Raw genomic sequence first — 23,221 nt, forward strand, 5'->3', positions numbered from 1 at the left:
GTGCGGCGGGACGCGGGGTTCCGCCGCCACATGGACGAGTGCGCCGGTGAGCGCCCGTACGCACACCTAGCTGTCGCCCGTGATGTGGACGCTCATGACGCAGATGTCGTCGCGGCGCTCCCCGCGCTCGCGGGCCAATGCCTGCGCCAAGAGGTGGGGCTGACAGGAGCGGCTCAGCCGCACGGCGTGCTCCGCCAGCCGGGTGAGACCGGTGTCGACGTCCTCTCCGGGCTTCTCTACGAGCCCGTCGGTGTAGAACAGCAGTTGGTCATCCGGCTGGAGCGTGATGGCGGCCTCTTCGTACACCAGCCCGGCCGTGGCTCCGAGCAGCGTGCCAGGAGGCTGCTCCAGGAACGTTGCTGCTCCACGACGGATGAGCAGGGGCGGCAGGTGCCCGGCGCGCGCCCAGGTCAGTTGCCGTCGGTCAAGTTGATAGCGCGCCATGACCATCGTGGCGGTGGCCGTGTCGTCGCGGGAGCCTCTGCGGGTGTGCAGGAGGAGGGTGTTGAGTTTGTGCAGCACGTTGGGGAGGGAGGAGCCGGTTATGGCCATGCCTTTGGCCGTGAAGCGTAGCTGCGCCATCGTGGCGACGGCTTCCAGCCCGTGGCCCGCGACGTCGCCTACGACGAGCAGGGCGTCATGGTCGGGCAGTTCGATCGCGCTGTACCAGTCGCCGCCCACGTTGACGCCGCTGTCGGCCGGCAAGTACGCCACTACTACAGCGAGTCCGGGAAGGCGCAGTGACTGCTCGGGGCTCGGCAACAGGGTTTCCTGGAGGCGTACCGCGAGGTTCCGCTCGGCTTGGAGCTTGTTCTTGTGCGTGAGTACGGCCTGCTCACTGTCACGCAGCGCACGCTCTGCCTCGCGCAGGTTGGTCATGTCCTGGAAGAATCCGTGGACTTCGACGGGTGTGCCGTCGACGTCCAGCCGTGCTTCGGCGACAATGCGCAGGTGCCGCACCCCGATGGCGGTGGTGATGCGGAATCCCTGATCCACTGCCTTTCCCTCTACCAGGAGGCGCTCGACGGTGCCGCCCAGGAGCGTGATGTCCTCCGGAACCAGATGACGGGGCAGTTCGTCGAGCCCCATGGGCCCGAGCTCCGGATCCCGCTGGAAGATCTCGTAAACCTGCTCGGACCACGTGATCGTGTCCTTGACCAGGTCCCAGTCCGCCCATCCGAGGTTCCCGAGGCGTTGCATGTCGTCGAGGCGGCGGGTCTCCCGGTCGCTGGTGTCGTGTCGCATCCAGGAGACGAGGAGGCGGCCCTCCAGCCGGGCCGCACGCACCGAGTACAGGGACTCGTGGGGTATTCCGCCGGCGGTCTCGCGGTAGGTGAAGGGTTCCCCGTCGTACACCGCCCCGGTGGCCAGTGTCTCCAGGTAGCCCTCCCACAGGGGCGTTCCCGCGACGGTTGGATACGTTTCCAGCACCGTCCTGCCCACGAGTTCCTTGCCCTGCCGCCCCGCGACGTCCACCGAGCCGGGAGCCGCGGCCTCGACACGGAAGTCCTCCACGTCGCCGCCCGCCGAACGGACGGCTGAGAGGAGCACCGCGGGGCCGGAAAGGGCATCCAGCATCGTCTGCACGGAAGCGATGTCCTCGGGCGCGGTGCTCTCCGCACGGCCCTCGGCCAGGTCATCCAATGCTGCGGCGACGGGCGGTACGGCCCGCAGCAGGGTGTCGCGCATGACGGCATCGAACTCTCCGTGGACGGTGCGGAAGAGGCCGATGGCCACGGGCGCAGAACCGTTCCCGGTCCGCAGTACCGGCAGCCAGGCCCGCGAGGGCCATCTTTCCGGTTCGCCGCCGATGAGGAGGTGACGCTGCGCGTCCCGTGCGGGGTGCTCCAGCCAGAGCGCCGTGCCGGCGTCGAGGGCTTCGAGGGGCGCGAGCCCAGGAAGCGGCGGGGTATGACTCCACTGCGTGACGATCCGGTCGTCGACGCCTGCTGAGCCCAACAGGTCGAGGCCGTCCTCCGGCGCCCTCGCATAGATCATCACCGCGTCGGTGCCCATGGGGCCTGCGAAGACGGCCCGTAGGACTTGAGCCGCCTCGTCCGCGGTCCGTACCGCCTTGAGCCCCGCGGCCAGGTTGCGCAGGAGCGTCCTGTCGCGGGAGACGTAGCGAGCGGCGCGGAAAGGTAGCGGCTCCTGTTGCGCCGTCGCCTCGGGACCGGTATCGGCCGTCCTGGGCCGCTCGTCTGATCCGGTGCGGCCCAGCGTTGACCAGCATTCCTCCCTCAGGGATCGCCCGCGCACTCGGGCCCGGAGGAGCAAGCGATCGTACGCCTGCGCCGCCGAGACGTGCTCTTGGGCCATCACGACACCTTTGGCCCGCTCCAGCAGGGCTGTCTCGGACGCCCGGGCCGCGATCTCTCCGGCCTCGGACCGCCGCTCGTCCACGGTCCCGGTCAGGGCCGGTACCTCCGACGCGGCATCGCCCGCCCGGTCGGCGTCCTTCGTCATGAATCGAGCATGGCACGTATGAGCTGGGTGAGCACCGAAATCGCGACAGCAGTTCGACCACGGGCCGGCCCCTCGGAGGTATGCGGGACGATGCCCAGAGGAGGGCGAGGGCCGGTGGCGGGGATTGAGGCGGCGGCGGGTATGACGGGCCCTGCGGAACCGTGACCCGGCCCCTTCCGACCGCACACCGCATCCCTCTGTTTCCGGCTCAGTGGGTCCCGAGCGCGGTCCGGGGATGAGGGACGCCCCGCCCCCGGGGGCGCTGCCGAAGCGACGGCCGGCGATCAGTTCTTCCGCCGCCCCCTGCGCGCCGTCCGGGCTGCACCAGCCCGCCCCGTCTCGGAAATGATGCATCCGCATGGGACCCATGGCCGGTTCACACCTGGAACACGAACGCTGGCGCAAGCCCTGACCTGAAACCAGCCCGATGCTGCCCCCCGCATACGCCGGAAGTGCCCGCGTCAACGGTTGGCCCCGCGGGAGACCCCGCAGGGCGGGTCGAGCACCGGCTCGGGAGCCAGTCCTTCCGGCCTCTGTCTCGGCGATGGAGCAAGGGGCCGCTGGCGTACACGCGGCTGCCCTGGCGGCCCTCGGGATATCTACCACCGCGCACTCCACCTGATCTACGGCCGGCTCCCGACGGTAGCCGTAGGGTCGGCGGCCCTTCGACTCCCCATCCCACTGGGAAACTGCCGACGGGCCGCAGGGGTGGGGGCGGCGGCGAGCGGAGACGGTGGGATCGCCGGTAGGGGCGGGGATACCGGGAAGAGCAGCGAACATCGGTGAATGCCGTCGCCGGGCAAGGGCAGGCGCACTCGTGGATTCGATCGGCCGACTCGAGTGAAGGGGCCGGTCCACATGCTGCAAACGAGGACGAAGGAGTACGGCGGATGACGAAGGCACGCGACATCATGACGGCGGACGCGACATGCATCGGCGCCCAGGAGACGGTGCTGGACGCCGCGAAGAAGATGGCCGAGCTGAAGGTCGGCTCCCTGCCGATCTGCGGCACGGACGAGAAGCTCAAGGGGATGCTCACCGACCGCGACATCGTCGTGAACGTCCTCGCGGCCGGCAAGGACCCCGAACGGGTGACCGCGGGCGAACTCGCCCAAGGCGAAGCCGTCACCATCGGCGCCGACGACAGCGCGGAGGAAATCCTGCGCACCATGGGCGACCACCAGGTCCGCCGCCTCCCCGTCATCGACGGACACACCCTGGTCGGCATCGTCGCACTGGCAGACGTCGCCCGCGCCCTGCCCGACACGAAGGTCGGCGACCTGCTCGGAACCATTTCGCAGCACTGACCGGCTGCCCCGCGCCCGCCCGGGATGCCTGTGCGGCGTGGGGCCTACAGCAGGCCGACACTGGAGGCATGGATCCGAACGAAGCTCTGCGTCGGATCGCCTTCCTCCTCGAATGGCGCGGGGCGTCCCCGTACCGCGTGCGGGCCTTCCACACCGCGGCCGACGCCGCCCGCGAGCTGCCACCGGGCCCGGTGGACGCCGCCCAGGCCGAACGACTGCGCGGGGTGGGCCCGGTCACCGCGGAGGTGATCGCCCAGGCATCGGGCGGATCGGTACCTGGCTACCTCGCTCGCCTCATGGCCGAAGCCGACCCGGACGCCAGGGCCGGCTGGGACCTCGCGACTGCGAGCACGGGAGACTGCCACCTGCACTCCGACTGGTCGGACGGCGGCAGCCCGCTCGAGGACATGGCCGACGCGGCCCGCGCAATGGGCCACCAGTGGGCCGTTCTCACCGACCACTCGCCGCGGCTGACGATCGCCCACGGACTGAGCACCGAGCGGCTCGAAAGCCAACTGGAGGCCGTGGCCGCCGTGAATGCGAGGATGGGATCCGGCTTTCGGCTGCTGACCGGCATCGAGTGCGACATCCTCGACGACGGCTCGCTCGACCAGGACGAAGACTTGCTCGGCCGGCTCGACCTCGTCGTGGCATCGGTGCACTCGAAGCTCCGCTCGGAGCCCGAGCCGATGACCGCCCGCCTGCTGGCTGCGGTGCGCAACCCGCATGTCGACGTGCTGGGGCACTGCACGGGACGGATCATCACCGGTCGGGGGCGCCCCCAGTCCCGCTTCGACGCCGAGGCCGTGTTCGCGGCGTGCGCCGAGGCCGGGACCGCGGTGGAGATCAACTGCCGGCCCGAACGGCGCGACCCGCCGGACGACCTGCTCGTGCAGGCCGCCGCCGAAGGATGCCGCTTCGCCGTGGACACCGACGCCCACGCCCCCGAACAGCTGCACTGGCAGAGCACGGGTTACGCACGGGCGGCACGGATCGGCCTGGGCCCGGACCGGCTGATCACGACCTGGTCGCTCGGTCGGCTGCTGACGACGATGAGCGGCAGACAGTGAACCACTCACCGTCCGCCCCGCTCGACGGCCCGGCGCAAGGCTGCCGCCTCCGCCAGACGGGTGAGACGCCCCGGGCGGCCGGCGCCCGCACCTCCGGCGGGGAAGCGATCGGATCGTGCCCGACAGGCCCGGCCCGAACACCTATGGAGGCGACATGGGACACGGCGGGAATGTCATCGACGAGCTGATGGCCGACCACCGGGAGGTGGAGGATATGTTCAGCCACATCCAGCCCATGACCGGCATGGGGCAGGAACTGCGCGATCTAAGCGCCAAGGCACGTCCTGACCCCTGGGCGGCGGGCCCTCGGCCCGTCCGGGCTCGCCGCCCTCGGACGGACGGTGACGTGCGTCATGCCGCACGCCTACGGCTTCGGGCTACGCTGGTCGCCCACGAGCGGAGCGGCGCAGCTTCGCGCCGCAGCTCGCGGACCCGCCACGGGCCCGGGCGAGCACGTTCCCCGAGGAAGCCGCCGTGTCCCCCGATCTCGCACCCGTCATATCCGCCGGCACCCGCTGGCTGCTGACCGCCTTCCCACCCGCCCCGGGCGCGTTCAGCCAGGCCCTGGCCGAGGCACAGGCCCGGCAGGCCGTCAGCCTCGCCGCGGCGCTGCGCCACCCGACGCCCCTCGACGCCCAGCTGCTGCATCTCCTCGGCCCTGGCGGGAGCGCCGGGCTGGACTGGCTGACCGGCGCCGACCACGGCGGCGATGCCGACGCCGACTGGCGGACGTGGGTGGACGAAACCGTCGTCAGCTGGGCCGCCTGCCTCCTCGCGGCGCCCGCCCTCGCCGTCGACGCCCACCACTTGGTCGATCGTGGCCAGGTGGGTGAGGTCACCCGACTCACCCACCCCGGCGACCACGAACACGACGCCGCGCCGCTGCTGCGCCACCCCGACCTGCTCGAACCGGTCGCCGCCCTGCACCGGGCGCCGCTCCTGGACCTGCTGGCCAACGAGAACGCCGCCCTGGGGTAGACAGACGTCGGTGTCACGGGGCGCCCGGGGGCTATGTCGCCCGAACCGCGCCGAGATGGCGCTCCAGCCCGTCGGCGGCGGACCGCCGGTAGAGCCCGAGAGCATCCGCCCGCAGGAATTCGTGGCCCTCGTCACGCAGGGTCAGCTGCTCGGCCGCCATTCCAAGCTCTCGGCGGAACGTTGGTGTCGCGTTCCCCGTGGACGGCCGGGACGGGAGCGCGCAGCTGGTCGCTGCGGCTCATAGGGGACAGGGCTCGCAGCAGGTCGCGATCGCGTTCGGGGGTCCGTACCTGGCCGCGGCGGACCCGGGGCGAAGACGTCCAGCGCGGGCGAGGAGCGTGGCGGATGCGGGCTTGTGTGCTCGGGCGTGACGATCTGCCTCGCCGGCCGGGCGATGGCCGACCGCGTCAGCGCGGCCGTGCTTCTGCTTGCGGGCCGCCGTCTCGTCCTTCTGCGTTCGGCGCTGCGCGTCGGCGCTGGGGGTCAGCGCGTCGCCGACTTCGCCGTGCCGGCCGGTCGGCACCACGGCTTCCTCAGCTTGTTTCCGGGCTTCAGGGTCACCGCTTTCACCTGGGGCCTGCGACGGGGTGGTCCGGGGGGCTTGTGCTCGCTCACCGTGTTCTCCTGTTCTGCTGTCTCAAGCTGCGGTCCGGCCGTCCATCCGGCGGCCAGGAGATCGTGTATCGGCTCCGTGGGTACGCGCCGCCCTTGATCAGGCTTGCCTGGTGGGCCGTATCGGCGGCCATGGCCCGGTCGTGCCGGCCGTGGTTTCCCAGCTCTCATAGAGTTTCCTGGCAGTGGTACCCTCCATGGCTTCGCCGACCCGCTCAGGTGACTCTCGGCTACCCCGAAGGGCCGCCCCTATCACCGAGCCGTCCCTGCTCGGACCCTGGGCAGGAGGCACCGCCGGGGCAACGGTGCGCGGGCGGGCTCACCCCAGCGCCTCCGTGACCGCCCGCAGATCGGCGAGCAGACCCTGATAGGCCGCCTCCCGGTCAGGCGCGCGCAGCACGGCCGATGGATGCAACGTGGCCAGAAACTGCGGCCGGCCTGCCCGGGAGGGGCCCGCGTCGGCACTCTCCCGGTCAGGCAGGGACCGCAGCACTCCCCTCTGTTCGCTCACCCTGAACGCATTGCCCAGGAGCGCCTTGCCGGCCGTTCCGCCGAGCACCACGACCACCTCGGGCTCGACGAGCCGCAGCTCCTCCTCCAGCCACGGCCGACAGGCCGTCATCTCCCGGAGGCTCGGGGCCTTGTGAATGCGGCGCTTACCGCGTTCCGAGGTCGTGAACTTGAAGTGCTTGACGGCATTGGTGAAGTAGACGGGCTCGTCGCCGAGCCCCGCCTCGTCCAAGGCCTTGCGCAACAGCCGGCCGGCCGGGCCGACGAAGGGCTCGCCCTGGCGATCCTCCTGATCGCCCGGCTGTTCCCCGACAAGGACCAGCCGGGCGTGCGCGGGGCCGGCTCCGAACACCGTCTGTGTGGCGTCCTTGAACAGCGGACAGCCGCGACACGAGGCCGCTGCCCGCCTGAGGCTTGCCAGGCCGCCCCGGCGTGGGAGGTAGGGGCGGGCATCGTATGCCGCTCCCGCGTCCGCAGTCGTATCCGCCGACGTGTCGCGGTCAGCGCCGCGGTCGGTACGTACCCTCATGGCTGCCACCTTTCGGAGTCGACTCCGGCGCCCTTCCCCCTCGAGGAAGCGGCTTTCGCCCGCCCCTCGGCGTCGACGATTTCTGCTGTGCGACTGCCGCTGCCATGCGGTCGCGCCAGTGGGCGTGCAGGGCGGTTCTGGCACCGACCGGGAGCCCGCGGATGGAGTGCTCCTTGAGCCGAGCGTGTACGGAGCCGGCCACTCGTCCTGGACCGGCCGGCCATGAGGGCGCGGTACCCCTGACGGGTTACGAGCGCGGGGTCGTCCTTCTTCGAACGGCCGGGACGGGCGCCCAGCAAGCCGGCCCGGAGAAGACCGTGTGTCCGTCGCACCGGAGGCAGGGCGGTGACCGTGACACCGGTGCCCTGCACCTCATGGTGCAGGGCGGCCTGGGCGAAGGAGTACAGGAAGGCCTTGGAAGCGTCGTAGACGGCGTGGCACGGCCCTGACGTCTCGGCGGCGACCGACGAGGTGAAGATCAGCAGCCGGTCATCCCCGCGCTCGGCCATGTCCGCCAGCAGGCGCCTGGCCAGGTGCACCGTGGAGGAGGCGTTGACGTCGATCACCCGAGCCAGGTCTCCCGGATCCGTCTCGCGGAAAGCGCCGGCGTGGCCGATGCCCGCGTTGAGGAGGGCGGTACTCACGCGACGCTCGCCCGCCCGCAGCGTGCACCGCGGTTCCGTGTACGCGCAGGGAGCCGCCGCCTCGTGGACGAGGTCGTCCTCGGCCGCGATCACGAGATCGTATCCGTGGTGCGCGCATTCGCGTGCCAGCTCCAGACTGCCGCTGGAAACGCCGGTGACCAGGACCAAAGGGCGTCGCGTAGCCATGATCCTGCGGCTACCCGCCGGCAGGCCGCGCATGCCACCCCTCTCGCTTCTGGATCCGGGTGAGGTCCTGCCAGGACGCGGGAGCACGACGGTGTGCGGGAACCGCGGGGGCGTGATTGGGTCGGGCCGTGCCGGGCAGGCGACTGAAGCGGGGCCGAATCGGACCGGTGAGGAGCAGCGCCATGAAGGTCGCCGACTACTTGTTGCAGCGCCTGCGGGAATGGGATGTCGAACACGTCTTCGCCTACCCGGGGGACGGTATCAACGGCCTCCTCGCCGCGTGGGGCCGGGCCGAGGACCGACCACGTTTCGTCCAGGCCAGGCACGAGGAGATGGCCGCCTTCCAGGCCGTCGGATATGCCAAGTTCTCCGGCCGTACCGGTATCTGCGCGGCCACGTCCGGCCCAGGTGCGATCCACCTGCTGAACGGCCTCTACGACGCGAAGCTCGATCATGTGCCCGTCGTGGCGATCGCCGGGCAGACGGACCGCAGCGCCATGGGCGGCGCGTACCAGCAGGAGGTCGACCTGCTTTCCCTCTTCAAAGACGTCGCCTCCGACTTCTGCGAGATGGTCACCGTTCCGGAACAGCTGCCCAACGTTCTGGACCGGGCCCTGCGCATCGCCGCCGCCCGCCGGGCCCCCACGGCGCTGATCATCCCCGCTGACGTGCAGGAACTGGATTACGAAGCGCCCGCGCACGTCTTCAAGCACGTGCCGTCCAGTCTGGGCATCGCCCGCTACGCCCCGGTACCGGCCGACGACGACGTCGAGCGGGCGGCGGAGATCCTGAACTCCGGCGAGAAGCCGGCGATGCTCATCGGGCAGGGCGCCCGGCACGCCCGCGCCGAGGTCGAACTGGTCGCCGAGCTCCTCGGCGCGGGGGTCGCGAAGGCCCTGCTCGGCAAGGACGCGCTGCCCGACACGCTGCCGTACGTGACCGGCTCCATCGGGCTGCTCGGTACCCGCCCTTCGTACGAGATGATGCGCGACTGCGACACCCTGCTCGTGGTCGGCTCCAGCTTCCCCTACACACAGTTCCTGCCGGAATTCGACCAGGCCCGCGCGGTGCAGATCGACATCGACCCCACCCTCGTGGGCCTGCGATACCCGTTCGAGCTCAACCTCGTCGGAGACGCGGCCGAGACGCTGCGCCGCCTCGCACCACTGCTGGAGGGCCGTACGGACGGCGCCTGGCGCGACGCGATCGAGCAGGGCACGGCACGCTGGTGGAAGGTCATGGAGCGGCGCGCCGAGGTGCCGGCCCATCCGGTCAATCCCGAGTACGTGGTCCACGCGCTGGACGAGCTGCTGCCGCACGACGCGGTCATCACCGCGGACTCCGGGTCCGCCGCGAACTGGTACGCGCGGCACCTGCGGATGCGGGATGGCATGCGCGGCTCCCTGTCCGGCACCCTCGCGACGATGGGCCCCGGCGTCCCCTACGCGATCGGCGCGAAGTTCGCTCACCCCGACCGCCCGGCCATCGCGCTCGTCGGCGACGGCGCCATGCAGATGAACGGCCTGGCCGAACTCCTCACCGCGGCCAAGTACTACGGCGAATGGTCCGATCCCCGGCTGGTCGTCGCCGTGCTGAACAATGGGGACCTCAACCAGGTGACCTGGGAGATGCGCGCCCTCCAGGGAGCCCCGCAGTTCGAACCCTCACAGAGCATCCCGGACGTGCGATATGCCGATGTCGCGACGCTGTTCGGGCTCGGCGGCGAGCGGGTGGAGAACCCCGACGACGTCTCGGCGGCCTGGCGCCGGGCGCTGGCCGCGGACCGGCCGTACGTCATCGACTTCCGGACGGATCCGGCCGTACCTCCGATTCCACCCCACGCCACTTGGGACCAGATCAAGGCCGCCGCCGAGTCGGTGCTCCGCGGGGACAGCGATCGCGCCGCCGTTGTGCGCCAGGCGTTCAAGGCGAAGGTTCAGGAGTTTCTCCCCGGCGGCGGGGGAAAGGACTGAACGGTGGACACAGCCTTTGACATCGACCTGCCGGTCTGGGCCCAAGGGTCCCGCGCGGCGGCCCCGCTGCCTCTCCGGGGCCCGCGGGCCGCTCACGAGGCGCACCGAGCTCAGCGCACGGGCGAGCCACGTGCCGTGCTCAAGGTGTGAAGGGTGACGCCGCGCCTCTGGACGAGGGCGCCGCACCCGAGGTGCGGGCCCTCGCAAACGTGGCTCGAGGACCCGGCCCAGGACGCCCGCCGCTACCTGCTGATCGGAGACCCGCCGGAGCGGTGGCTTTCACTCCCCGAAGGCGCCATCGGCCGTCTCCGTTCGAAGCAGGGTCTCTTCGCCGTCGACCCCCGGGCCCTGCTTCGGCGGGCGGCCGGTTGTGCCCGGGCCCGCTGGAGTGGCCGGAGCGGGCCCACGGCGGCGAGGCCGCGGGCGGTGCCTGCGCCGTGTGGTCCGCCAGCGGCTCCTGGATGCGATGACCGGACCCGCGGTCCTGCTCACGCCCCTGCGCTCGGCGTCCGGCGAGGTGGAGGGCTACCGCATCGACGCGGCGGCACCCGAGTCGGGGTACGCCGCCGAGCGGCGTATCGGACACGATGCTGTGGTGGTTGGACGACGCCGCCGTATGCACGGCCGTCCGGGGCTCCGTCAACGTTACCTGGAGATCCGAGGGGCCCACCGCGACATCCACAGCCGCGCGGTGTCCGGAGCCGCCGCCCAATGCCCTCACGGAATTCTGCCGCGGGAACGCGTCTGGTCCCGACCCTCGGCACAGACAAGCAGCCTGCTGGGGGGAGCCGCACGAACCTGTAGGCGGGGCCATCCCGGCGGTCGCGTCGGCGGCCTCCTTCTGCGCCTGGTCCCGGACCAGACCGCCGACGAGGTCGCCGCGCAGCTGCGCCGCTGGGTCGACGCGCACGCCAGTAACAGGTTCGAGTACGAGCCGAAGGTGTCCTCGACCGTATCCGACCCCGACACCACTCCGACCGGTCTTCCGGCCCGGCAGCGCTACGGCATTCCATGAGCCTGGGCGTTCGGCGGGCCGCACCGGCAGATGGCAACGGCGGTGCCGCACCGGCGGCGCAGTTTCCCGGGCGTCCCGCGGCGTCGGTACGAGTAGGTGAACCTCGTGCGGGGCGGTTCGGTCAGCGCACCGCGTGTCCGTACCGGAGCAGCAGGAGAGCGATGTCGTCGGTGCGCGGACCCGCCTGCTGGGCGTGGCGTGTGAGGTCGTCCGCGAGCGCGGCCAACGGCTGGCCGTGGCTTCGCGACAGCTGTGCGGCGGCCGCGTTGATCGCGTCGCCGAGGTCGGTCCCGGGGGTTTCGACGAGGCCGTCCGAGTAGAGAGCCAGGAGGGTACCGGGGTCGAAGCGGATCTCCGTGAGGGGGTAAGTGGCTCCACGGTCGATGCCGAGGAGCAGGCCCGGGTCGAGGTGGAGCACTTCGGTGGTGCCGTCGGCGCGGCCGAGCAGGGGCGGAGGGTGCCCCGCCGTCGCCAGACACGCCTGGTGGCGCGCGAGGTCGATCTGGACGTACAGGCAGCTGGTGAAGAGTCCCGGGTCGAGGTCGGTGAGGAGACGGTTGGTCCGGGCGAGGACTTCGCCGGGCGGGGCACCCGCGCTGGCGTGGACGGCGGTACGGACTTGACCCATGAGGGCGGCAGCGGTGACGTTGTGGCCCTGGACGTCGCCGATGGCGGCGGCAACGGTGGTCTCGTCGATGCGGATCACGTCGTAGAAGTCTCCCCCGATGTCCAGGCCGCGGGACGCGGGGAGGTACCGAGCGGCTACGTCGAGGCCGGGAATGCGGGGCAGGCTGTGCGGCAGGAGGCCGGTCTGCAGGCTGCGGGAAAGCTGGTGGGTGGAGTCGTAGAGACGGGCCCGGTCCAGGGCCTGGGCGATCAGACCGGCGATCGATGTCAGCACGGCGCGCTCGCCGGGGGCGAAGATGCGCGGTCGGCCGTAGGCCAGGACGAGCGATCCCACGGGGCGGCCGGAAGCGATCAGGGGCAGGAAGGCCCATGCGCCCATGCCGTCCTGGATAACGGCGGACGGATACGCGGCCAGGAGCGTGGCGGCGTCGGGGAAGAACACGGGGCTGCCCTCCCGCAGCACGTAGGTGGTGGGCGTGTCGGAGTCCGTGGGTGCTCCGTCGAACCGGGCCATCAACTCGGCCGTGTAGCCGCGGTAGCCGACGATGTGCAACCGCTGCTCCTCCACGACGAGGAGGGCCATGGCCTGCGCTCCGAGAGCGGGAACGAGCTGGTCGGCGGCTCGTTCGACCACGTCCCGGGCATGCACAGCCTCGGTCAGAGTGGCAGCCAGGTGCATCAGGTGGTAGAGGGCGGTGGCTCGGCTCGGTCCCGCTGCCGGCCCCGGCGCGTCGGCGGCCGAATCGGTGTGCCGGGTGGCGGCGCCGGCGCCGTGGTCCTCGGTGATGCGGACGCTGATGCCCGAGTCGTCGGGGTACAGCTCGAAGCGCAGCAGGTGGCCGGGAGGCCGCAGGGCGGTGAAGGAGCGCGGCAGGCGGCTGATCGCCGCCGCCCGGTAGTGGTCCTCGACCAGGGGGGTGTCCATCCACGGCAATGCCTCCCAGGGCAGGACGCCGAGGAGGTCGTGTACGGAAGAGCCGAGCAGATCGGCCGCCTCGGCGGTGACGAAGGTGATCCTTCCACTCAGGTCGAGTGCACAGCTTCCGCCGGGAAGCCGGCGGGCGAAGGCCAGCACCGAGGCGGCCTCGACGGGTCCCGGGGTCGGTGGTGGCGGAGGGCGCAGGACCACGGGGCGGGCAGGCGGGTGGATCGGTCGGCCCTCTTCCGCGGCCCGGCGCAGGACGTTCCCCAGGCGTAGGCACCCCGTCTCGATCACATGCCGTTCACGCGGTGCCAGGTGGGGCGGGTGCGACCCGGGCCACAGCAGAACGACGCCGCCCAGCGCCCGCGTGCCCTCATGAGGGATCGGGGCGGCGGCGAGGCTGAAGTCGTAGGGCACAACGAGGCCCAGCCTGGGATAACGCCGTGCGGTCTCCTCAGGGCCGCCCAGCCACACGAGCCGGTCTTCGCGTACCGCGTCGGCGACGGGGATGGGGTCCTCCCACCCGACCCGGGACCACGTGGCCGTCAACTCCCGCGACACTCCGCACGCCGTCGCGAGATACAGGACATGCCCGTGGGAGCCGGGAAGGTAGAGCAGGCCGACGGAGGCGCCCGCGGCTCGGGCGGTCCCGTCCAGAGCCCTCTCCATCTGCTGCCGGCCCGCTGGATCGGCTTCGGCGGGAGAAACGTTCCGCACGTGCCCATCGTCTCCCACATGGGGCGGCTCCTCGCGCCGGGGCGGACCGGATCGCACGCTCCCCAGCGGTCACAGGCCGACCTCGGCGCGCGGCCGTCGCGGGTCGCGGCCGACGCCTGTCGCGTTCCGGCAGCGCGATCACCGGCCCGGCGTGTGGGGGGGGCGCGTCAGGACACTCTCCCGGCAGGTCCGGCGCGGGGCCACGCGGCACCGACCGTGGACGAAACGGGTTGACGTCCCGCCGGAAGGGCCACCCGGGCGCCCGGCGAGTGCCTGTTGCGCCCGGGCCGCCGGCCCTGTCCTCCTTGGCCGCGCCGCGGACGGGAGGCCTCTTCGGCCACGTGGGAGCACGGGTACACCGTGGCGATCGGAGACCTGACCGGCTTGCCCATTTTCGCCGCTCAGTCCGCGGGCGCACCGGCCAGAAGAAGCTTCCGCAGGGCGGGCATGCCGCCTTCCGCCAGCGCACGCCGCTGCTGGGCCGACGGCGTTCCGTCCTGGAGGAGGCGGTGCACGAGGGAGCTCACTTCCCGACCGTCACCGCTTTCCTCCAGCGCGGGACCGATGTGGCGGAGGAGCATGCACAGGACGTCTCCACTGCTGCGGCGGCGCCCCTGCGGGTCGACCAGGGAACCGTCCAGACCGTGGCGGGCCGCGTGCCAGTTCGCGGCTTGCAGCAGCTCCGACGGGCACGGGACGGAAGGGGCTCCGACACTCTCCTCCGCGAGGGCGACCTCGACGAGGGCGCGCACGATACCCGCGAGCATGACGGCGTCGTCCGCCCGCAACTGCACGTCCAGGCAGCGGATCTCCACGGTGGGGTAGTGGTCCGAGAGGCGGGCTTGCCAGTACAGCTGTCCGCGGTCGGCGATGACCCCTGACGAGACCAGGGCCTCCACCCGCTCCTCGTAGTCGCAGTAGCCGTGGAAGTAAGGCGGGGGGCCGCTCACCGGCCAGCGGCCGAAGACGATCGTCCGCCAACTCGCGAACCCGGTGTCCCTCCCGTCCCACAGCGGCGAGTTCACCGACATCGCGAGCAGTGTGGGAAGCCAGACGCGGATGCGGTTCAGCACCGCCACGCCGACCTCCGGATCGGGCACGGCCACGTGGACGTGCATCCCGCAGATCAGCTGCTCGTCCACCAGCTGCCGCGCCTCCCCTTCCATTTTGCGGTAGCGGGGCTTCGGTGTGACAGGGACAGGAGCGGAGTCCCTGACCGGTGCGGCAGCCGACGCGAGGAGTCGGCAGCCCCGCTCCTCCGCAGCGGAGGCGACCGCGTGCCGCAGCCGTAGGAGATGACCCCCCACTTCCTCCAGCCGCGTGCAGACCGGGGTGGCGACCTCGATCTGGGCCTGGAGGAGTTCGTCCTGGACCTCACCGTCCTCGGCCAGAGGTCCGACGCCCGCGATCCTGCGTACGTCGGCGACCCACGGCCGGGGAAGCGCGGTCTCCGGATCCACCAGTAGATACTCTTCTTCGACGCCCAAAGTGATCACGTTCGGCGACTACCCCCCATACGCATGATCACCCAGAATCGGAAACATAACGCCGGGGGTCGCGCCTCGTTGCCGCGAGATGCCAAGAGGCATGCACCGGGGCGCAGATTCAGGACACCGTCCGGGCCCCTGCCGGGTGCAGCTCCGGCGCCTTTCAGGGGCCGGAGCTGCACCTGGGGCAGAGTTTCTTGATCATGGTATTGGTCCAGCGCAACTGCCGCGGGGTCCACGGGTGACGGGCCGAGGCGAGCGCGAGGAGCCGCTCGTCACGGGTGGCCCGGGCCGTTTGGGCCAGCATCTCCCCGTACAAGGAGTTGCGGGCTGCGGCAAGGTGAAGGTCCCGGAGGTCGGCCAGCAGGAGCAATCCCGAGTCCCCGGCGGCCGACGGGAACACGTCGCCCTGCGTGGAGAGATCCGGCGCGAGAACGACCGCGTTCTCCGAGGCGTCGGACATCAGCCGGTCGAACCCGGGCCGTGCCCGCGCAACAGCTCCTGGGAGCGGGAGACGACCCGGCCCGTCGCAGTCGCGTATCGACGAGCCGCCCGCCGTCGCGGACCGAAGGGCGCCTCAGCCGGTCGGACGAGGCGTTGGCCTTCGAGGCTTGAGCAGCTCCGGAAGCTTCTCGGTGTGATGCGGGCAGAGGCGGGTACGCGCACGATGGCATGAGGCCACACCCATCGATGAAAGGTTTCGTCATGCCCCGAGGATCCAGCCCGAAGCGCGAGCGTCAGTACGAGCACATCAAGGAGTCGGGTGAGCAGCGCGGTATGTCCGAGGACCGCGCGAAGGAGATGGCCTCCCGCACCGTGAACAAGGAACGTGCCCGGTCGGGAGAGAGCAAGACGGCAAGTCGCAGTTCCACGCAGGGCAAGTCCGCCTCGCAGCGCGGTGGTGAGAAGTCCCGCGGCGGTGGAGGCTCGTCCGAGCGCACCAAGGACGAGCTCTACCAGGAAGCGAAGGAGCGGGGGATCGAGGGCCGCTCGACCATGAACAAGCAGCAACTCAAAAGCGCTCTGGGGAACTGAAACCATCCCTCACGACACGGCGGCCCGGACAGGGCCGCCGTTCGTCCGGCACCGGTGCCGGCCTCCCTGCCCACCGCGCCGCCGTGCTCTCACGTCACCTTCGCGGCTTCAGCGGCGCCCTTCACCACACCGCGACCGAAGTACTGCTCCCGCGTCCGACACCTGGGATGCTGACCCGACGTGGAACGGAGAAGTCAGTGGAACGGTGTGCCGGAGTTGGGCTGTGCAAGCACCCCTACCGGTTCGATCCGCACCGCTTCACCGGCCCGGACGACGCGGACAACCCGCTCGCCGGCCTGATCCCCCAGGGCGGCGGCGACGCCCCTTCGGTCACCGCTGCCCCGGAGAGGACATCGCCGTGACGGTGCTTCCGACGCTCGCGACCGAACTCGCACAGCTCGACTGAGACGTCCCCGACCAGGTCCTCACCATCCCCCTGAGCCGCGTGCCCACCGGTCCCCGCAGCAGCTTCGTACTGAGCCTGCCGTGAAAGGCCGTCGGCGACGTACCGGTGCGCCGCGCCACCCTTGCCTGATCCCGTGGCCGTCGCGTACCGCCGCTCACACCGCCTCCCGACCGCCTCTCACGCATGGCCCGCGCGCAAAAGGTCCAGGACCGCCCGCTCAACGACACCGTGGGTGGCCGGCCGGCCGAAGAGGCCGCCCTCGCCCAGCCCGCCGAGGGAGGCGGCGATGGTCTCCCCCTCCTCGTAGAGCTCGATGACACGAGGATCGATGTAGGAAGCCCGGCAGACGGCAGGCGTGTTGCCCAGGTAGTCGCTGACCTCGCGCACCGCGCGCGCCACGACCCGGCCGCGCCGGGCGCGGGAGGCGTCGGACGTGGTCTCGGAGACCGCCAGGGCGACAGCGGCCAGCACGGTGGCGTACCAGGTCCTGAAGTCCTTCGCCGTCACGTTCTGCCGCGACCGTTCCCGCAGGTAGTCGTTCAGGTCCTCGGCACGGGCCTCGTGCCACGCGCCGTGCTCCCAGTACGCGAACAGCCGAGGCCCGGACTCTTTGCGCCGGAGGAGCGCCCGGACCACCGCGTGGGCCTCCGCGTCCACCAGCGCGCGGGTGACCGTCCGGCCCGACTTGGCGGGGAAGTGCAGACGGATCTCGCCTCCACGGCACACGGCGTGCTCCCTCAGGAGCGTGGTGAGCCCGTAGCTACCGTTGTCCCGGGCGTAGCGTTCGCCGCCGATCCGCAGGAAACCCAGGTCGAGCAGCCGCGTGACGCAGGCCAGAACCCGCAGGCGCGACAGGCCGCGCCCGGCGAGGTCACGCGCCACCTGTTTCCGCAGCTGCGGCAGCGCGCGCGCCACGCTCTGGACGTGCTCGTGTTTGGCGGCGTCCCGCTGCTCGCGAAAGCGCGGGTGGTAAAGGTACTGGCGCCGGCCTGCCGCATCGGTCCCCACGGCTTGAATGTGCCCGTTCGACCACGGGCAGATCCAGACGTCCTGCCAGGCCGGGGGGATCACGAGGGCACGGACCCGTTCCCGGTCCGCCTCCGGCAAACGCTGCCCGTGGGTGTCCAGGTACCGGAAGCCGCGTCCGTGCCGTACCCGGCGCCATCCCGCGGTGTGGGGGTCGCTGGTCCGCAGCCGCACGGCAGCCGTCAGCCCGCGTCGGGGTGAGCCTGGGTACGCAGGGTCCACGCCCGTCCCGAGCAGTCGTAGGGAAGAGGCGGGAACCGGTGCCCGCGGACATCGGTGCTCTTGCTCCACAGGTGTTCCTGGCCGCAGTCGCAGGCGTAGATACCACTCTGCGGCACGATCTCGCCGGGTCTCCACTGATCTGTGTCGTTCATACCTTTCGCCTACCCGTGCCGGTGCGGCGACACGCAGGGCAACGGAGGCCAAGTCGCTGATGCGACTGAACGTCAGGACCTGCCGGCCGCCCACAGGACGAGGCGAACCGCATGCCCGTCCAAGGGTGTGCCGGCGGCCACCCTGGTGCACCGTCGTGATCCGCCCTCGAGTGTGAACGCCGAATATCAGGCGAACCGGCCGTAGGCGATGCGAAGGCCGGTCACACCTGTTCGCTGCAGGACGATTGAAAGGGTGAGAAAGGGACAGGTGCAGTGTCCCGGTACGCGAAAGGCGAACGGAGCGTCACCATGCACCACCAGGAATCGAAGGACGGCCGGTCACCGCTGGAGCGCGTGACCGGCGAGAACAATGTGTCCTCGGAGGAGGAGCGGCAGCGTGGCGCGGCTCCGTCCGAAGACAAAGGACAGCTCCAGGACATCACGCGGAAGGTCAAGGAAGCGGCGCGGGAAGTCATGGGCACGGGGAAGCGCGAACCGACGGAGGGCACCCAGGAAGCCCTGGACATGTTGCGTGAGCGTCGTGAGGGGTCTGGTGGCCGCCAGTCCTCCGGCGAAGCGGGCAGCCACTGAGCGCACCCGCCGAGCCCAGCACGGCCGCCAGTTGTCGGTCCTACCGCTCCGACGGCGGCAGGACCGACTGGCCGCCGCTCGGTTCGCATGCGGCGCCGACGACGCCGATGGGTAGCAGGCCGACGGTTCCCCTCCGGTCAACCCGGCATGCCTAGATCAGCCGTCCGTGCACTGGAGCGCGTCGTTGACGGCCGCATACGGAGAGGGCTGCGCCATGAGAACACACAAGGTGTAGAGGCATGGTCCACGGCGCGGCGCGCCTCGCAATCGGAGGGGGCCGCGCGCAGCCGCAGGCGGGCTCGAAGAACCGGCCCAGGGCCCGCTCGGCATCCGTGCGGTTCGGCATCAGATACGGCCGTGAGACTCGGGGCGCGCTGCTCCTGCGGGCGGCTTGCGCGGCATGGTTCAAGGCCTGCTCCACATCGACCGGCAGAGGTGCGCCACGGGAGTCGGCGACCCTTGCCCGCGCCACTTCGCTCACCGACAGACCGGTTTCCGTGGCCGCGGCGGGCAGGACCCGCTCAGCCAGGAGGACAGGGCAGGGAAGCATCGCGGGTCCCCGCCGGGCCGCCTGTGGATACCGCGAGGTAGTTCAGTGCTACCAGGACCGCCTCCGGGACGGAGCGACGTCCCATCAGCACGCACAGCGTGTATGCGGCGTCGTCCATCGCGCGCAGCGCGTCAGGATCGTCGGGAGCGGCTGAGAGCCGGGACTGGCATGCGCGCAGATGCGTCAGGACCTCTTCGGTGCGGACCCGGGACGGGACGAGGGCTGTGGGGAGCTTCGCTGCCGGGACGGGGGCGCGAGCCGCCTCCACGGCTCGACGTACGGCACGCTCGAGGTGGACGGGGACCGGTGTGCCGCGGGTGCCCGCGGCCATGGCGGCCGCCAGCTCGTACGGGCTGGTGCGGGCCAGGCCGGCCGCCGCTGACAGGATCCGGTGTGCGTCGCGTGCCGTGCATGGCGTCATCGCCATCAGCATCCCGGCAGCCCGGGTGACAGTCGGCTCTCCGAGCAGGAATCCGCCCGGCCCGGCGGGCCGGGTTGGCGGGGCGGGAGGGTCCGCAGGACCGGAAGTGGCTGCAGGCATGCAAGGTTCCCTTCATTCCACAGGGCGACCACTTGGGTACGTACGGTATTCCCGCATGGCAGCCGCTCGTACCCATGGCACACAGGTCCGCTACGCTACGCATCGGATGTGACTTCGCACGCCGGATGAATTTACGCTGGAGACGGCGGTCTGGCGCGCTGAGCGGCCCCCGGGCCGTCACCGTGAGCACCTGCTCCACCTCCCCCTCCGTGCAGGTGCTCACCCAGACCCTTCAGCCGGTGGCGGCGGCCGGCCCGGGACTGAACAGCGGTACCTCCTCCGCGGTCACGTCCAGGCGCAGCCGTTTGAAGCGCACCGGGTGCCGGAAGACGCCGCCTCGGTCGATGGCCGTGTCGGCGCTGATCTCCGCGACCAGCTCGGGACGTACGAGCGTCACGTCCAGGATGTCCCGACTGCCCCACGCCGATGCGAAACGCAGGCCCTCCCAGGGGTGTCCGGCCTCGGCGGCTATCACGTTGCCACCGACGAGGCGCGCCAGCTCGGTACGGAGCGGGGCCGTGCGACCGATCGTGCAGAGGTCGCCGTAGGCGTCGCGGCGGCCCAGGAAGAGGAGCTGAGGCCGGGTGACGGTGCCGGTGATCGCACCGATGATCGCCTCGATGGTGTTCCGGCGACGGAGTTTGTACCAGTCTCGCCGGCCGGGCCGGTACGGCTGGCTCATGGCTTTGACCACGACGCCTTCGACGCCGGAGAGCTCGGGCCAGGACTCCAGCCACTGCTGGGCCTTGAGCAGGTCGGTCGTCATCGGGCACAGCGTCCAGGGGGGCGCAAGCCGGTGGAGGGCGAACAGGGCTTCCAGCCGGAGGCGGCGTTGGCGGTAGGGGTAGCCGATCACCTCACTGCCGTCCTGTTGCAGAACGTCGAAGGCGATGAAGAACGCGGGCAGCGACGCGGCGAGAGCGCGCGTGCTGCGGCGGCCGCGGGCAGCGGTGCGCCGCTGCAGTCCCTCGAAGGACAGCCGGCCCGCCTTCGAGTCCCAGACGACGAGCTCCCCGTCCAGGACCAGACCGTCGGGCAGCTTGTCCGACGCGGCGAGGAGGTCCGGGAACCGGTCCTGGATCAGTGACCCGCGCCGGGTCTGCAGCAGAAAGCCGCCGTTGGGGCCCGTGGGGGTGAACAGCAGAGCCCGGTAGCCATCGAACTTCTGCTCGAACGCCAGCTCGCCGAGCACACCGGGCCCCGGCACCGACTCCACGGCCTGCGCCAGCATCGGCTCCACCGGCGGTCGCAACGTCACCCCGAGTGCCTGCCCTTCGCGCCAACGTGCTGGAGGATGTCGCCTTCAGGGCCTGGAGCGGCCTGCTCTCCCTCCGCGTCCGACAAGCAATGGAAGAGGGCCGAGCGACTCGTCGAGGCCGTGTGCACGGGGTGGAGCCCCGGGAAGTACCGGGACACCTTCCCGGAACAGGCCGCAGCCTGATCGAGGCCGCACACGATGCCGTACCCCATCAGCCGCGCTCCCTCCACGAGCACCGACCTGCGCGCGGGCGCTGTGCCGGGCCTGCCAGTCGGAAGGCCCAAAGGCCGGTCGCGCCCGAACCCGACCCTGCTTGCCCCAATAGGCGCCTGCCCGAAGCAGCCGACGCTACTCCCACGGGACCGTGAGCGGGCGGCAAGACCGTGACCGAAGCCGCTTTCGACGGGGCCTACCTGCGGCCCTACACCAGCAACCCCGAGCGCACCGAGGCCCTGGCACACTTCCTCCCAGGATCGATGACTCTCTGGCAGGAACGCGGCGATCGGGTCGTCCGCCGAGGCTGACGGATGCCGAGCTGTTGACGCTCGCCGTCATGCAGGCCGTCCTCGGCTTCGCCTCCGAGACCCGATGGCTGCGGTTCGCCCGCGCCCACCTTTCCGCCGAGTTCCCCTACCTGCCCGAACAAGCCAGCTACAACAAGCGCCTGCGGGCCGCGGCCTCGCTGATCAGCCGGTTCATCCGCACCCTCGTGAAACGCTCCGACCTCGCGGGCTGGGCCGGCTACGGCTACTGCCCCTCCAGGCCAGCTCGACCTCGAACGCCACGGAGCCAGAACCCCAGCCGGGGTCCTGGCCCGCGTCGGACAATGCATCCTGGCCCTGACCGCCGCCATCTGGCACAACCGGATCAACGCCACACCCCCAGGTCACTCATCGCCTACGACCACTGACCAGGACTTCGGACTTACTCATCTAGCCGGCTTGCGGCGTACCGTGGACCACGGCGTTCGCGCGGGCCGCTTCCGTGCCGGCCGCCCGCTGGGACGCAGCCGCGTCGCGCAGGCAGCGGCGCAGCATTGCGGTGGGCTCGGAGCCGGCCTCCGAGTACGGGTAGAGGCTGTCGACGATGTCCAGGAGCCGCCGCGGTTGTGCCTGCCATCCGAAGGCGAAGAACGCAAGGCCGCGGTCGTGGAGCCGCAGAGCGAGGTCGTGGAGTGCGTGCAAACCGGTGACGTCGAGGAACCGGAGGCGTGTCATGTCACACACCACCACCACGACATTCTCGTCGAGGACGCTCAAGACTTCCTCGAGGACAGGGCGGGAGTCGAGGTCCAGTTCACCGTCCGGGGCCAGGTGCACGGTGGGCCCGAAACGTCGCGTCACGATCCGAAAATCGCGCTCCATGAGTATCACCTCGCCGGGACCGGCCGTTCTGATGCACTCCTGCCCTGTGTGGACGGGAAATGGTCCTACCCCGATCCTGCCTCAGCCTCGAAAGCGGCGGCAAGCCCGTCCGCAGGCCTCGCGCCTCACCCACTTGCCCCGGGTACGAGCGAGGCCGAAACTTCGTTCGAGAGACCATGTCGTCGAGGCGCCCCGCGTACGGTGCTCCAGAGATGGCGAGGTGAGACGCCATGAAACCGGCCCTCCGCATCGCGATCAGCGGTATGGAACCACCGCCTGCCTGACACCCCTCGGAGACCTCGGCAGCTGTCCCGCCTTCGACCAGGTCGATCACGCGGTCGGCCCGGACACGAGTTCGTGGCCTGCACGATGGCGCACGTCCCGTTCATGGACCTGTCCGTGACCGAAGGTGCTACCAAGTCACACCGCCAGTCGCTGAAGCCGTTTGACAACGGCATCAGGAAGCGAGGGCGACGAGCCTTCGGTACTCCAGCTGGTCGCGCCGTCTGGCCGTGAGGTGGACGTGGACGTCCGGAAGGTATTCCTTCAGGAGGGTGTAGCCGGCTGTGTAGGTCTCTTCCTGGGCTTCGGTGTCTGCCGGCATCCAGAGGATCAACAGCATTTCGTGCCGGCGGGCGCCCTCCGGGGTGGCAAAGGACAGCTCGTGGACGACCAGGCGCGCCTGGCCCGCGGGCAGCGCCGAAACCAGCTCGTCATGGGTCAGATTGCTCTCCAGCTCCGGCACCAGCACACCGCCTGCGCCGAAGCGGAGGATCACCGTATTGATCTCCCGAGTCTGCCTCAGGTGGTGAAGGGCCTCACGGCAGTCTTCCGCCAGAGCGATCGGGCCGCTCATGAGAACCTCACTTCGCTCATGGCCGGGAAGGTGTCACCCAGAGGGTCGGCCTCGCGTCCCGGTGGGGGTGGCGGCTCTGGGCCCGCCTCGGGCAGCAGACCGAGCATGTCCAGCATCAGCGCCAGATCTGTGGGGTCGACGGCGTGGGCAGCGACAGCGCGGCGGGCCGCCGCACAG

20 protein-coding genes and 2 pseudogenes are annotated in these 23,221 nt (G+C 70.8%); 9 read left to right on the plus strand and 13 right to left on the minus strand.

All coding sequences use genetic code 11. The annotated features are described in order from the left end of the window. Nucleotides 1–66: 66 nt before the first annotated feature. A complete protein-coding gene (locus tag IE257_RS06565) occupies nucleotides 67–2,466 on the minus strand; it encodes a SpoIIE family protein phosphatase (protein WP_189965583.1) in 2,400 nt (799 codons plus the stop codon). Between the two features lie 890 nt (nucleotides 2,467–3,356). Here IE257_RS06565 and IE257_RS06570 point away from each other — a divergent pair. The 3 genes from IE257_RS06570 (at nucleotide 3,357) to IE257_RS06580 (ending at nucleotide 5,821) form a co-directional block, all read left to right on the plus strand. Further along, a complete protein-coding gene (locus IE257_RS06570) occupies nucleotides 3,357–3,773 on the plus strand; it encodes a CBS domain-containing protein (RefSeq protein ID WP_189965585.1) in 417 nt (138 codons plus the stop codon). 68 nt (nucleotides 3,774–3,841) lie between these two features. Next, a complete protein-coding gene (locus IE257_RS06575) occupies nucleotides 3,842–4,843 on the plus strand; it encodes a PHP domain-containing protein (RefSeq protein WP_189965587.1) in 1,002 nt (333 codons plus the stop codon). Between the two features lie 474 nt (nucleotides 4,844–5,317). After that, nucleotides 5,318–5,821, plus strand: coding sequence for a hypothetical protein (locus IE257_RS06580; RefSeq protein WP_189965589.1), 504 nt, complete (start codon nucleotides 5,318–5,320; stop codon nucleotides 5,819–5,821). 31 nt (nucleotides 5,822–5,852) lie between these two features. On the opposite strand, the pseudogene IE257_RS37955 reads toward IE257_RS06580, so the two are convergent. The 3 genes and pseudogenes from IE257_RS37955 to IE257_RS06590 form a co-directional block, all read right to left on the minus strand. After that, nucleotides 5,853–6,125, minus strand: a pseudogene (locus IE257_RS37955) (alpha/beta hydrolase family protein); the annotation flags it as partial. A 627-nt stretch (nucleotides 6,126–6,752) separates the two neighbouring features. Further along, entirely contained in the window at nucleotides 6,753–7,472 is a 720-nt protein-coding gene (locus IE257_RS06585) for a UdgX family uracil-DNA binding protein (RefSeq protein ID WP_189965591.1), read from the minus strand. Next, a complete protein-coding gene (locus IE257_RS06590) occupies nucleotides 7,469–8,284 on the minus strand; it encodes an SDR family NAD(P)-dependent oxidoreductase (RefSeq protein WP_189965593.1) in 816 nt (271 codons plus the stop codon). Before IE257_RS06590 ends, IE257_RS06585 begins: the two co-directional genes overlap by 4 nt. A gap of 200 nt (nucleotides 8,285–8,484) precedes the next feature. Between IE257_RS06590 and IE257_RS06595 the strand changes: the two genes are divergently transcribed. Together IE257_RS06595 and IE257_RS06600 are read left to right on the plus strand one after the other, a co-directional pair. Continuing rightward, a complete protein-coding gene (locus IE257_RS06595; protein WP_189965595.1) occupies nucleotides 8,485–10,275 on the plus strand; it encodes a thiamine pyrophosphate-requiring protein in 1,791 nt (596 codons plus the stop codon). 466 nt (nucleotides 10,276–10,741) lie between these two features. Next, a complete protein-coding gene (locus tag IE257_RS06600; protein WP_189965597.1) occupies nucleotides 10,742–11,290 on the plus strand; it encodes a hypothetical protein in 549 nt (182 codons plus the stop codon). A 121-nt stretch (nucleotides 11,291–11,411) separates the two neighbouring features. On the opposite strand, the gene IE257_RS06605 is transcribed toward IE257_RS06600, so the two are convergent. From IE257_RS06605 to IE257_RS06615, 3 genes are all read right to left on the minus strand, one after another. After that, entirely contained in the window at nucleotides 11,412–13,508 is a 2,097-nt protein-coding gene (locus tag IE257_RS06605) for a SpoIIE family protein phosphatase (RefSeq protein ID WP_189966207.1), read from the minus strand. Between the two features lie 449 nt (nucleotides 13,509–13,957). Continuing rightward, complete coding sequence (locus IE257_RS06610) at nucleotides 13,958–15,052, minus strand: carboxylate-amine ligase (RefSeq protein WP_189965599.1); 1,095 nt, start codon at nucleotides 15,050–15,052, stop codon at nucleotides 13,958–13,960. 154 nt (nucleotides 15,053–15,206) lie between these two features. After that, complete coding sequence (locus IE257_RS06615; protein WP_372452947.1) at nucleotides 15,207–15,506, minus strand: hypothetical protein; 300 nt, start codon at nucleotides 15,504–15,506, stop codon at nucleotides 15,207–15,209. A gap of 242 nt (nucleotides 15,507–15,748) precedes the next feature. Here IE257_RS06615 and IE257_RS06620 point away from each other — a divergent pair, with 242 nt between their 5' ends. Next, nucleotides 15,749–16,078: a Rho termination factor N-terminal domain-containing protein gene (locus IE257_RS06620; protein WP_189965601.1), complete on the plus strand. Its 330-nt coding sequence runs from the start codon at nucleotides 15,749–15,751 to the stop codon at nucleotides 16,076–16,078. A gap of 197 nt (nucleotides 16,079–16,275) precedes the next feature. Beyond that, nucleotides 16,276–16,440, plus strand: a complete 165-nt coding sequence (locus IE257_RS06625) for a hypothetical protein (RefSeq protein WP_189965603.1) — start codon at nucleotides 16,276–16,278, stop codon at nucleotides 16,438–16,440. Between the two features lie 221 nt (nucleotides 16,441–16,661). On the opposite strand, the gene IE257_RS06630 is transcribed toward IE257_RS06625, so the two are convergent. Both IE257_RS06630 and IE257_RS06635 read right to left on the minus strand, forming a co-directional pair. After that, the gene (locus tag IE257_RS06630) at nucleotides 16,662–17,684 is read right to left on the minus strand and encodes a DNA topoisomerase IB (RefSeq protein ID WP_189965605.1); all 1,023 of its coding nucleotides are present in this window, start codon (nucleotides 17,682–17,684) and stop codon (nucleotides 16,662–16,664) included. Between the two features lie 8 nt (nucleotides 17,685–17,692). Further along, complete coding sequence (locus tag IE257_RS06635) at nucleotides 17,693–17,884, minus strand: hypothetical protein (RefSeq protein ID WP_189965607.1); 192 nt, start codon at nucleotides 17,882–17,884, stop codon at nucleotides 17,693–17,695. A 309-nt stretch (nucleotides 17,885–18,193) separates the two neighbouring features. Here IE257_RS06635 and IE257_RS06640 point away from each other — a divergent pair, with 309 nt between their 5' ends. Further along, complete coding sequence (locus IE257_RS06640) at nucleotides 18,194–18,475, plus strand: hypothetical protein (protein WP_189965609.1); 282 nt, start codon at nucleotides 18,194–18,196, stop codon at nucleotides 18,473–18,475. A gap of 521 nt (nucleotides 18,476–18,996) precedes the next feature. Here IE257_RS06640 and IE257_RS06645 read toward each other — a convergent pair. Together IE257_RS06645 and IE257_RS06650 are read right to left on the minus strand one after the other, a co-directional pair. Continuing rightward, on the minus strand, nucleotides 18,997–19,446 hold the full coding sequence (locus IE257_RS06645; RefSeq protein ID WP_229920161.1) for a DUF5133 domain-containing protein: 450 nt from the start codon (nucleotides 19,444–19,446) through the stop codon (nucleotides 18,997–18,999). 352 nt (nucleotides 19,447–19,798) lie between these two features. Beyond that, entirely contained in the window at nucleotides 19,799–20,824 is a 1,026-nt protein-coding gene (locus IE257_RS06650) for an ATP-dependent DNA ligase (protein WP_229920162.1), read from the minus strand. Between the two features lie 472 nt (nucleotides 20,825–21,296). On the opposite strand from IE257_RS06650, the pseudogene IE257_RS06655 reads away from it, so the two are divergent. Further along, a pseudogene (locus tag IE257_RS06655) lies at nucleotides 21,297–21,584 on the plus strand (IS982 family transposase); the annotation flags it as partial. A gap of 172 nt (nucleotides 21,585–21,756) precedes the next feature. Here the strand turns inward: IE257_RS06655 and IE257_RS06660 are convergent. Both IE257_RS06660 and IE257_RS06665 read right to left on the minus strand, forming a co-directional pair. Further along, a complete protein-coding gene (locus IE257_RS06660) occupies nucleotides 21,757–22,188 on the minus strand; it encodes an STAS domain-containing protein (protein WP_189965611.1) in 432 nt (143 codons plus the stop codon). 457 nt (nucleotides 22,189–22,645) lie between these two features. Next, a complete protein-coding gene (locus tag IE257_RS06665) occupies nucleotides 22,646–23,044 on the minus strand; it encodes a cofilin family protein (RefSeq protein ID WP_189965613.1) in 399 nt (132 codons plus the stop codon). Nucleotides 23,045–23,221: the final 177 nt, after the last annotated feature.

This window comes from Streptomyces avidinii, assembly GCF_014650695.1.
Taxonomy (GTDB): domain Bacteria; phylum Actinomycetota; class Actinomycetes; order Streptomycetales; family Streptomycetaceae; genus Streptomyces; species Streptomyces avidinii.

Bases quoted from the DNA above. Each gene is read 5' to 3' on its own strand.
- IE257_RS06565 (WP_189965583.1), bottom strand. From the start codon at position 2,466: ATGACGAAGGACGCCGACCGGGCGGGCGATGCCGCGTCGGAGGTACCG.
- IE257_RS06570 (WP_189965585.1), top strand. From the start codon at position 3,357: ATGACGAAGGCACGCGACATCATGACGGCGGACGCGACATGCATCGGC.
- IE257_RS06575 (WP_189965587.1), top strand. From the start codon at position 3,842: ATGGATCCGAACGAAGCTCTGCGTCGGATCGCCTTCCTCCTCGAATGG.
- IE257_RS06585 (WP_189965591.1), bottom strand. From the start codon at position 7,472: ATGAGGGTACGTACCGACCGCGGCGCTGACCGCGACACGTCGGCGGAT.
- IE257_RS06595 (WP_189965595.1), top strand. From the start codon at position 8,485: ATGAAGGTCGCCGACTACTTGTTGCAGCGCCTGCGGGAATGGGATGTC.
- IE257_RS06600 (WP_189965597.1), top strand. From the start codon at position 10,742: ATGACCGGACCCGCGGTCCTGCTCACGCCCCTGCGCTCGGCGTCCGGC.
- IE257_RS06605 (WP_189966207.1), bottom strand. From the start codon at position 13,508: ATGGAGAGGGCTCTGGACGGGACCGCCCGAGCCGCGGGCGCCTCCGTC.
- IE257_RS06615 (WP_372452947.1), bottom strand. From the start codon at position 15,506: ATGTCCGACGCCTCGGAGAACGCGGTCGTTCTCGCGCCGGATCTCTCC.
- IE257_RS06620 (WP_189965601.1), top strand. From the start codon at position 15,749: ATGCCCCGAGGATCCAGCCCGAAGCGCGAGCGTCAGTACGAGCACATC.
- IE257_RS06635 (WP_189965607.1), bottom strand. From the start codon at position 17,884: ATGAACGACACAGATCAGTGGAGACCCGGCGAGATCGTGCCGCAGAGT.
- IE257_RS06640 (WP_189965609.1), top strand. From the start codon at position 18,194: ATGCACCACCAGGAATCGAAGGACGGCCGGTCACCGCTGGAGCGCGTG.
- IE257_RS06645 (WP_229920161.1), bottom strand. From the start codon at position 19,446: ATGACGCCATGCACGGCACGCGACGCACACCGGATCCTGTCAGCGGCG.
- IE257_RS06660 (WP_189965611.1), bottom strand. From the start codon at position 22,188: ATGGAGCGCGATTTTCGGATCGTGACGCGACGTTTCGGGCCCACCGTG.
- IE257_RS06665 (WP_189965613.1), bottom strand. From the start codon at position 23,044: ATGAGCGGCCCGATCGCTCTGGCGGAAGACTGCCGTGAGGCCCTTCAC.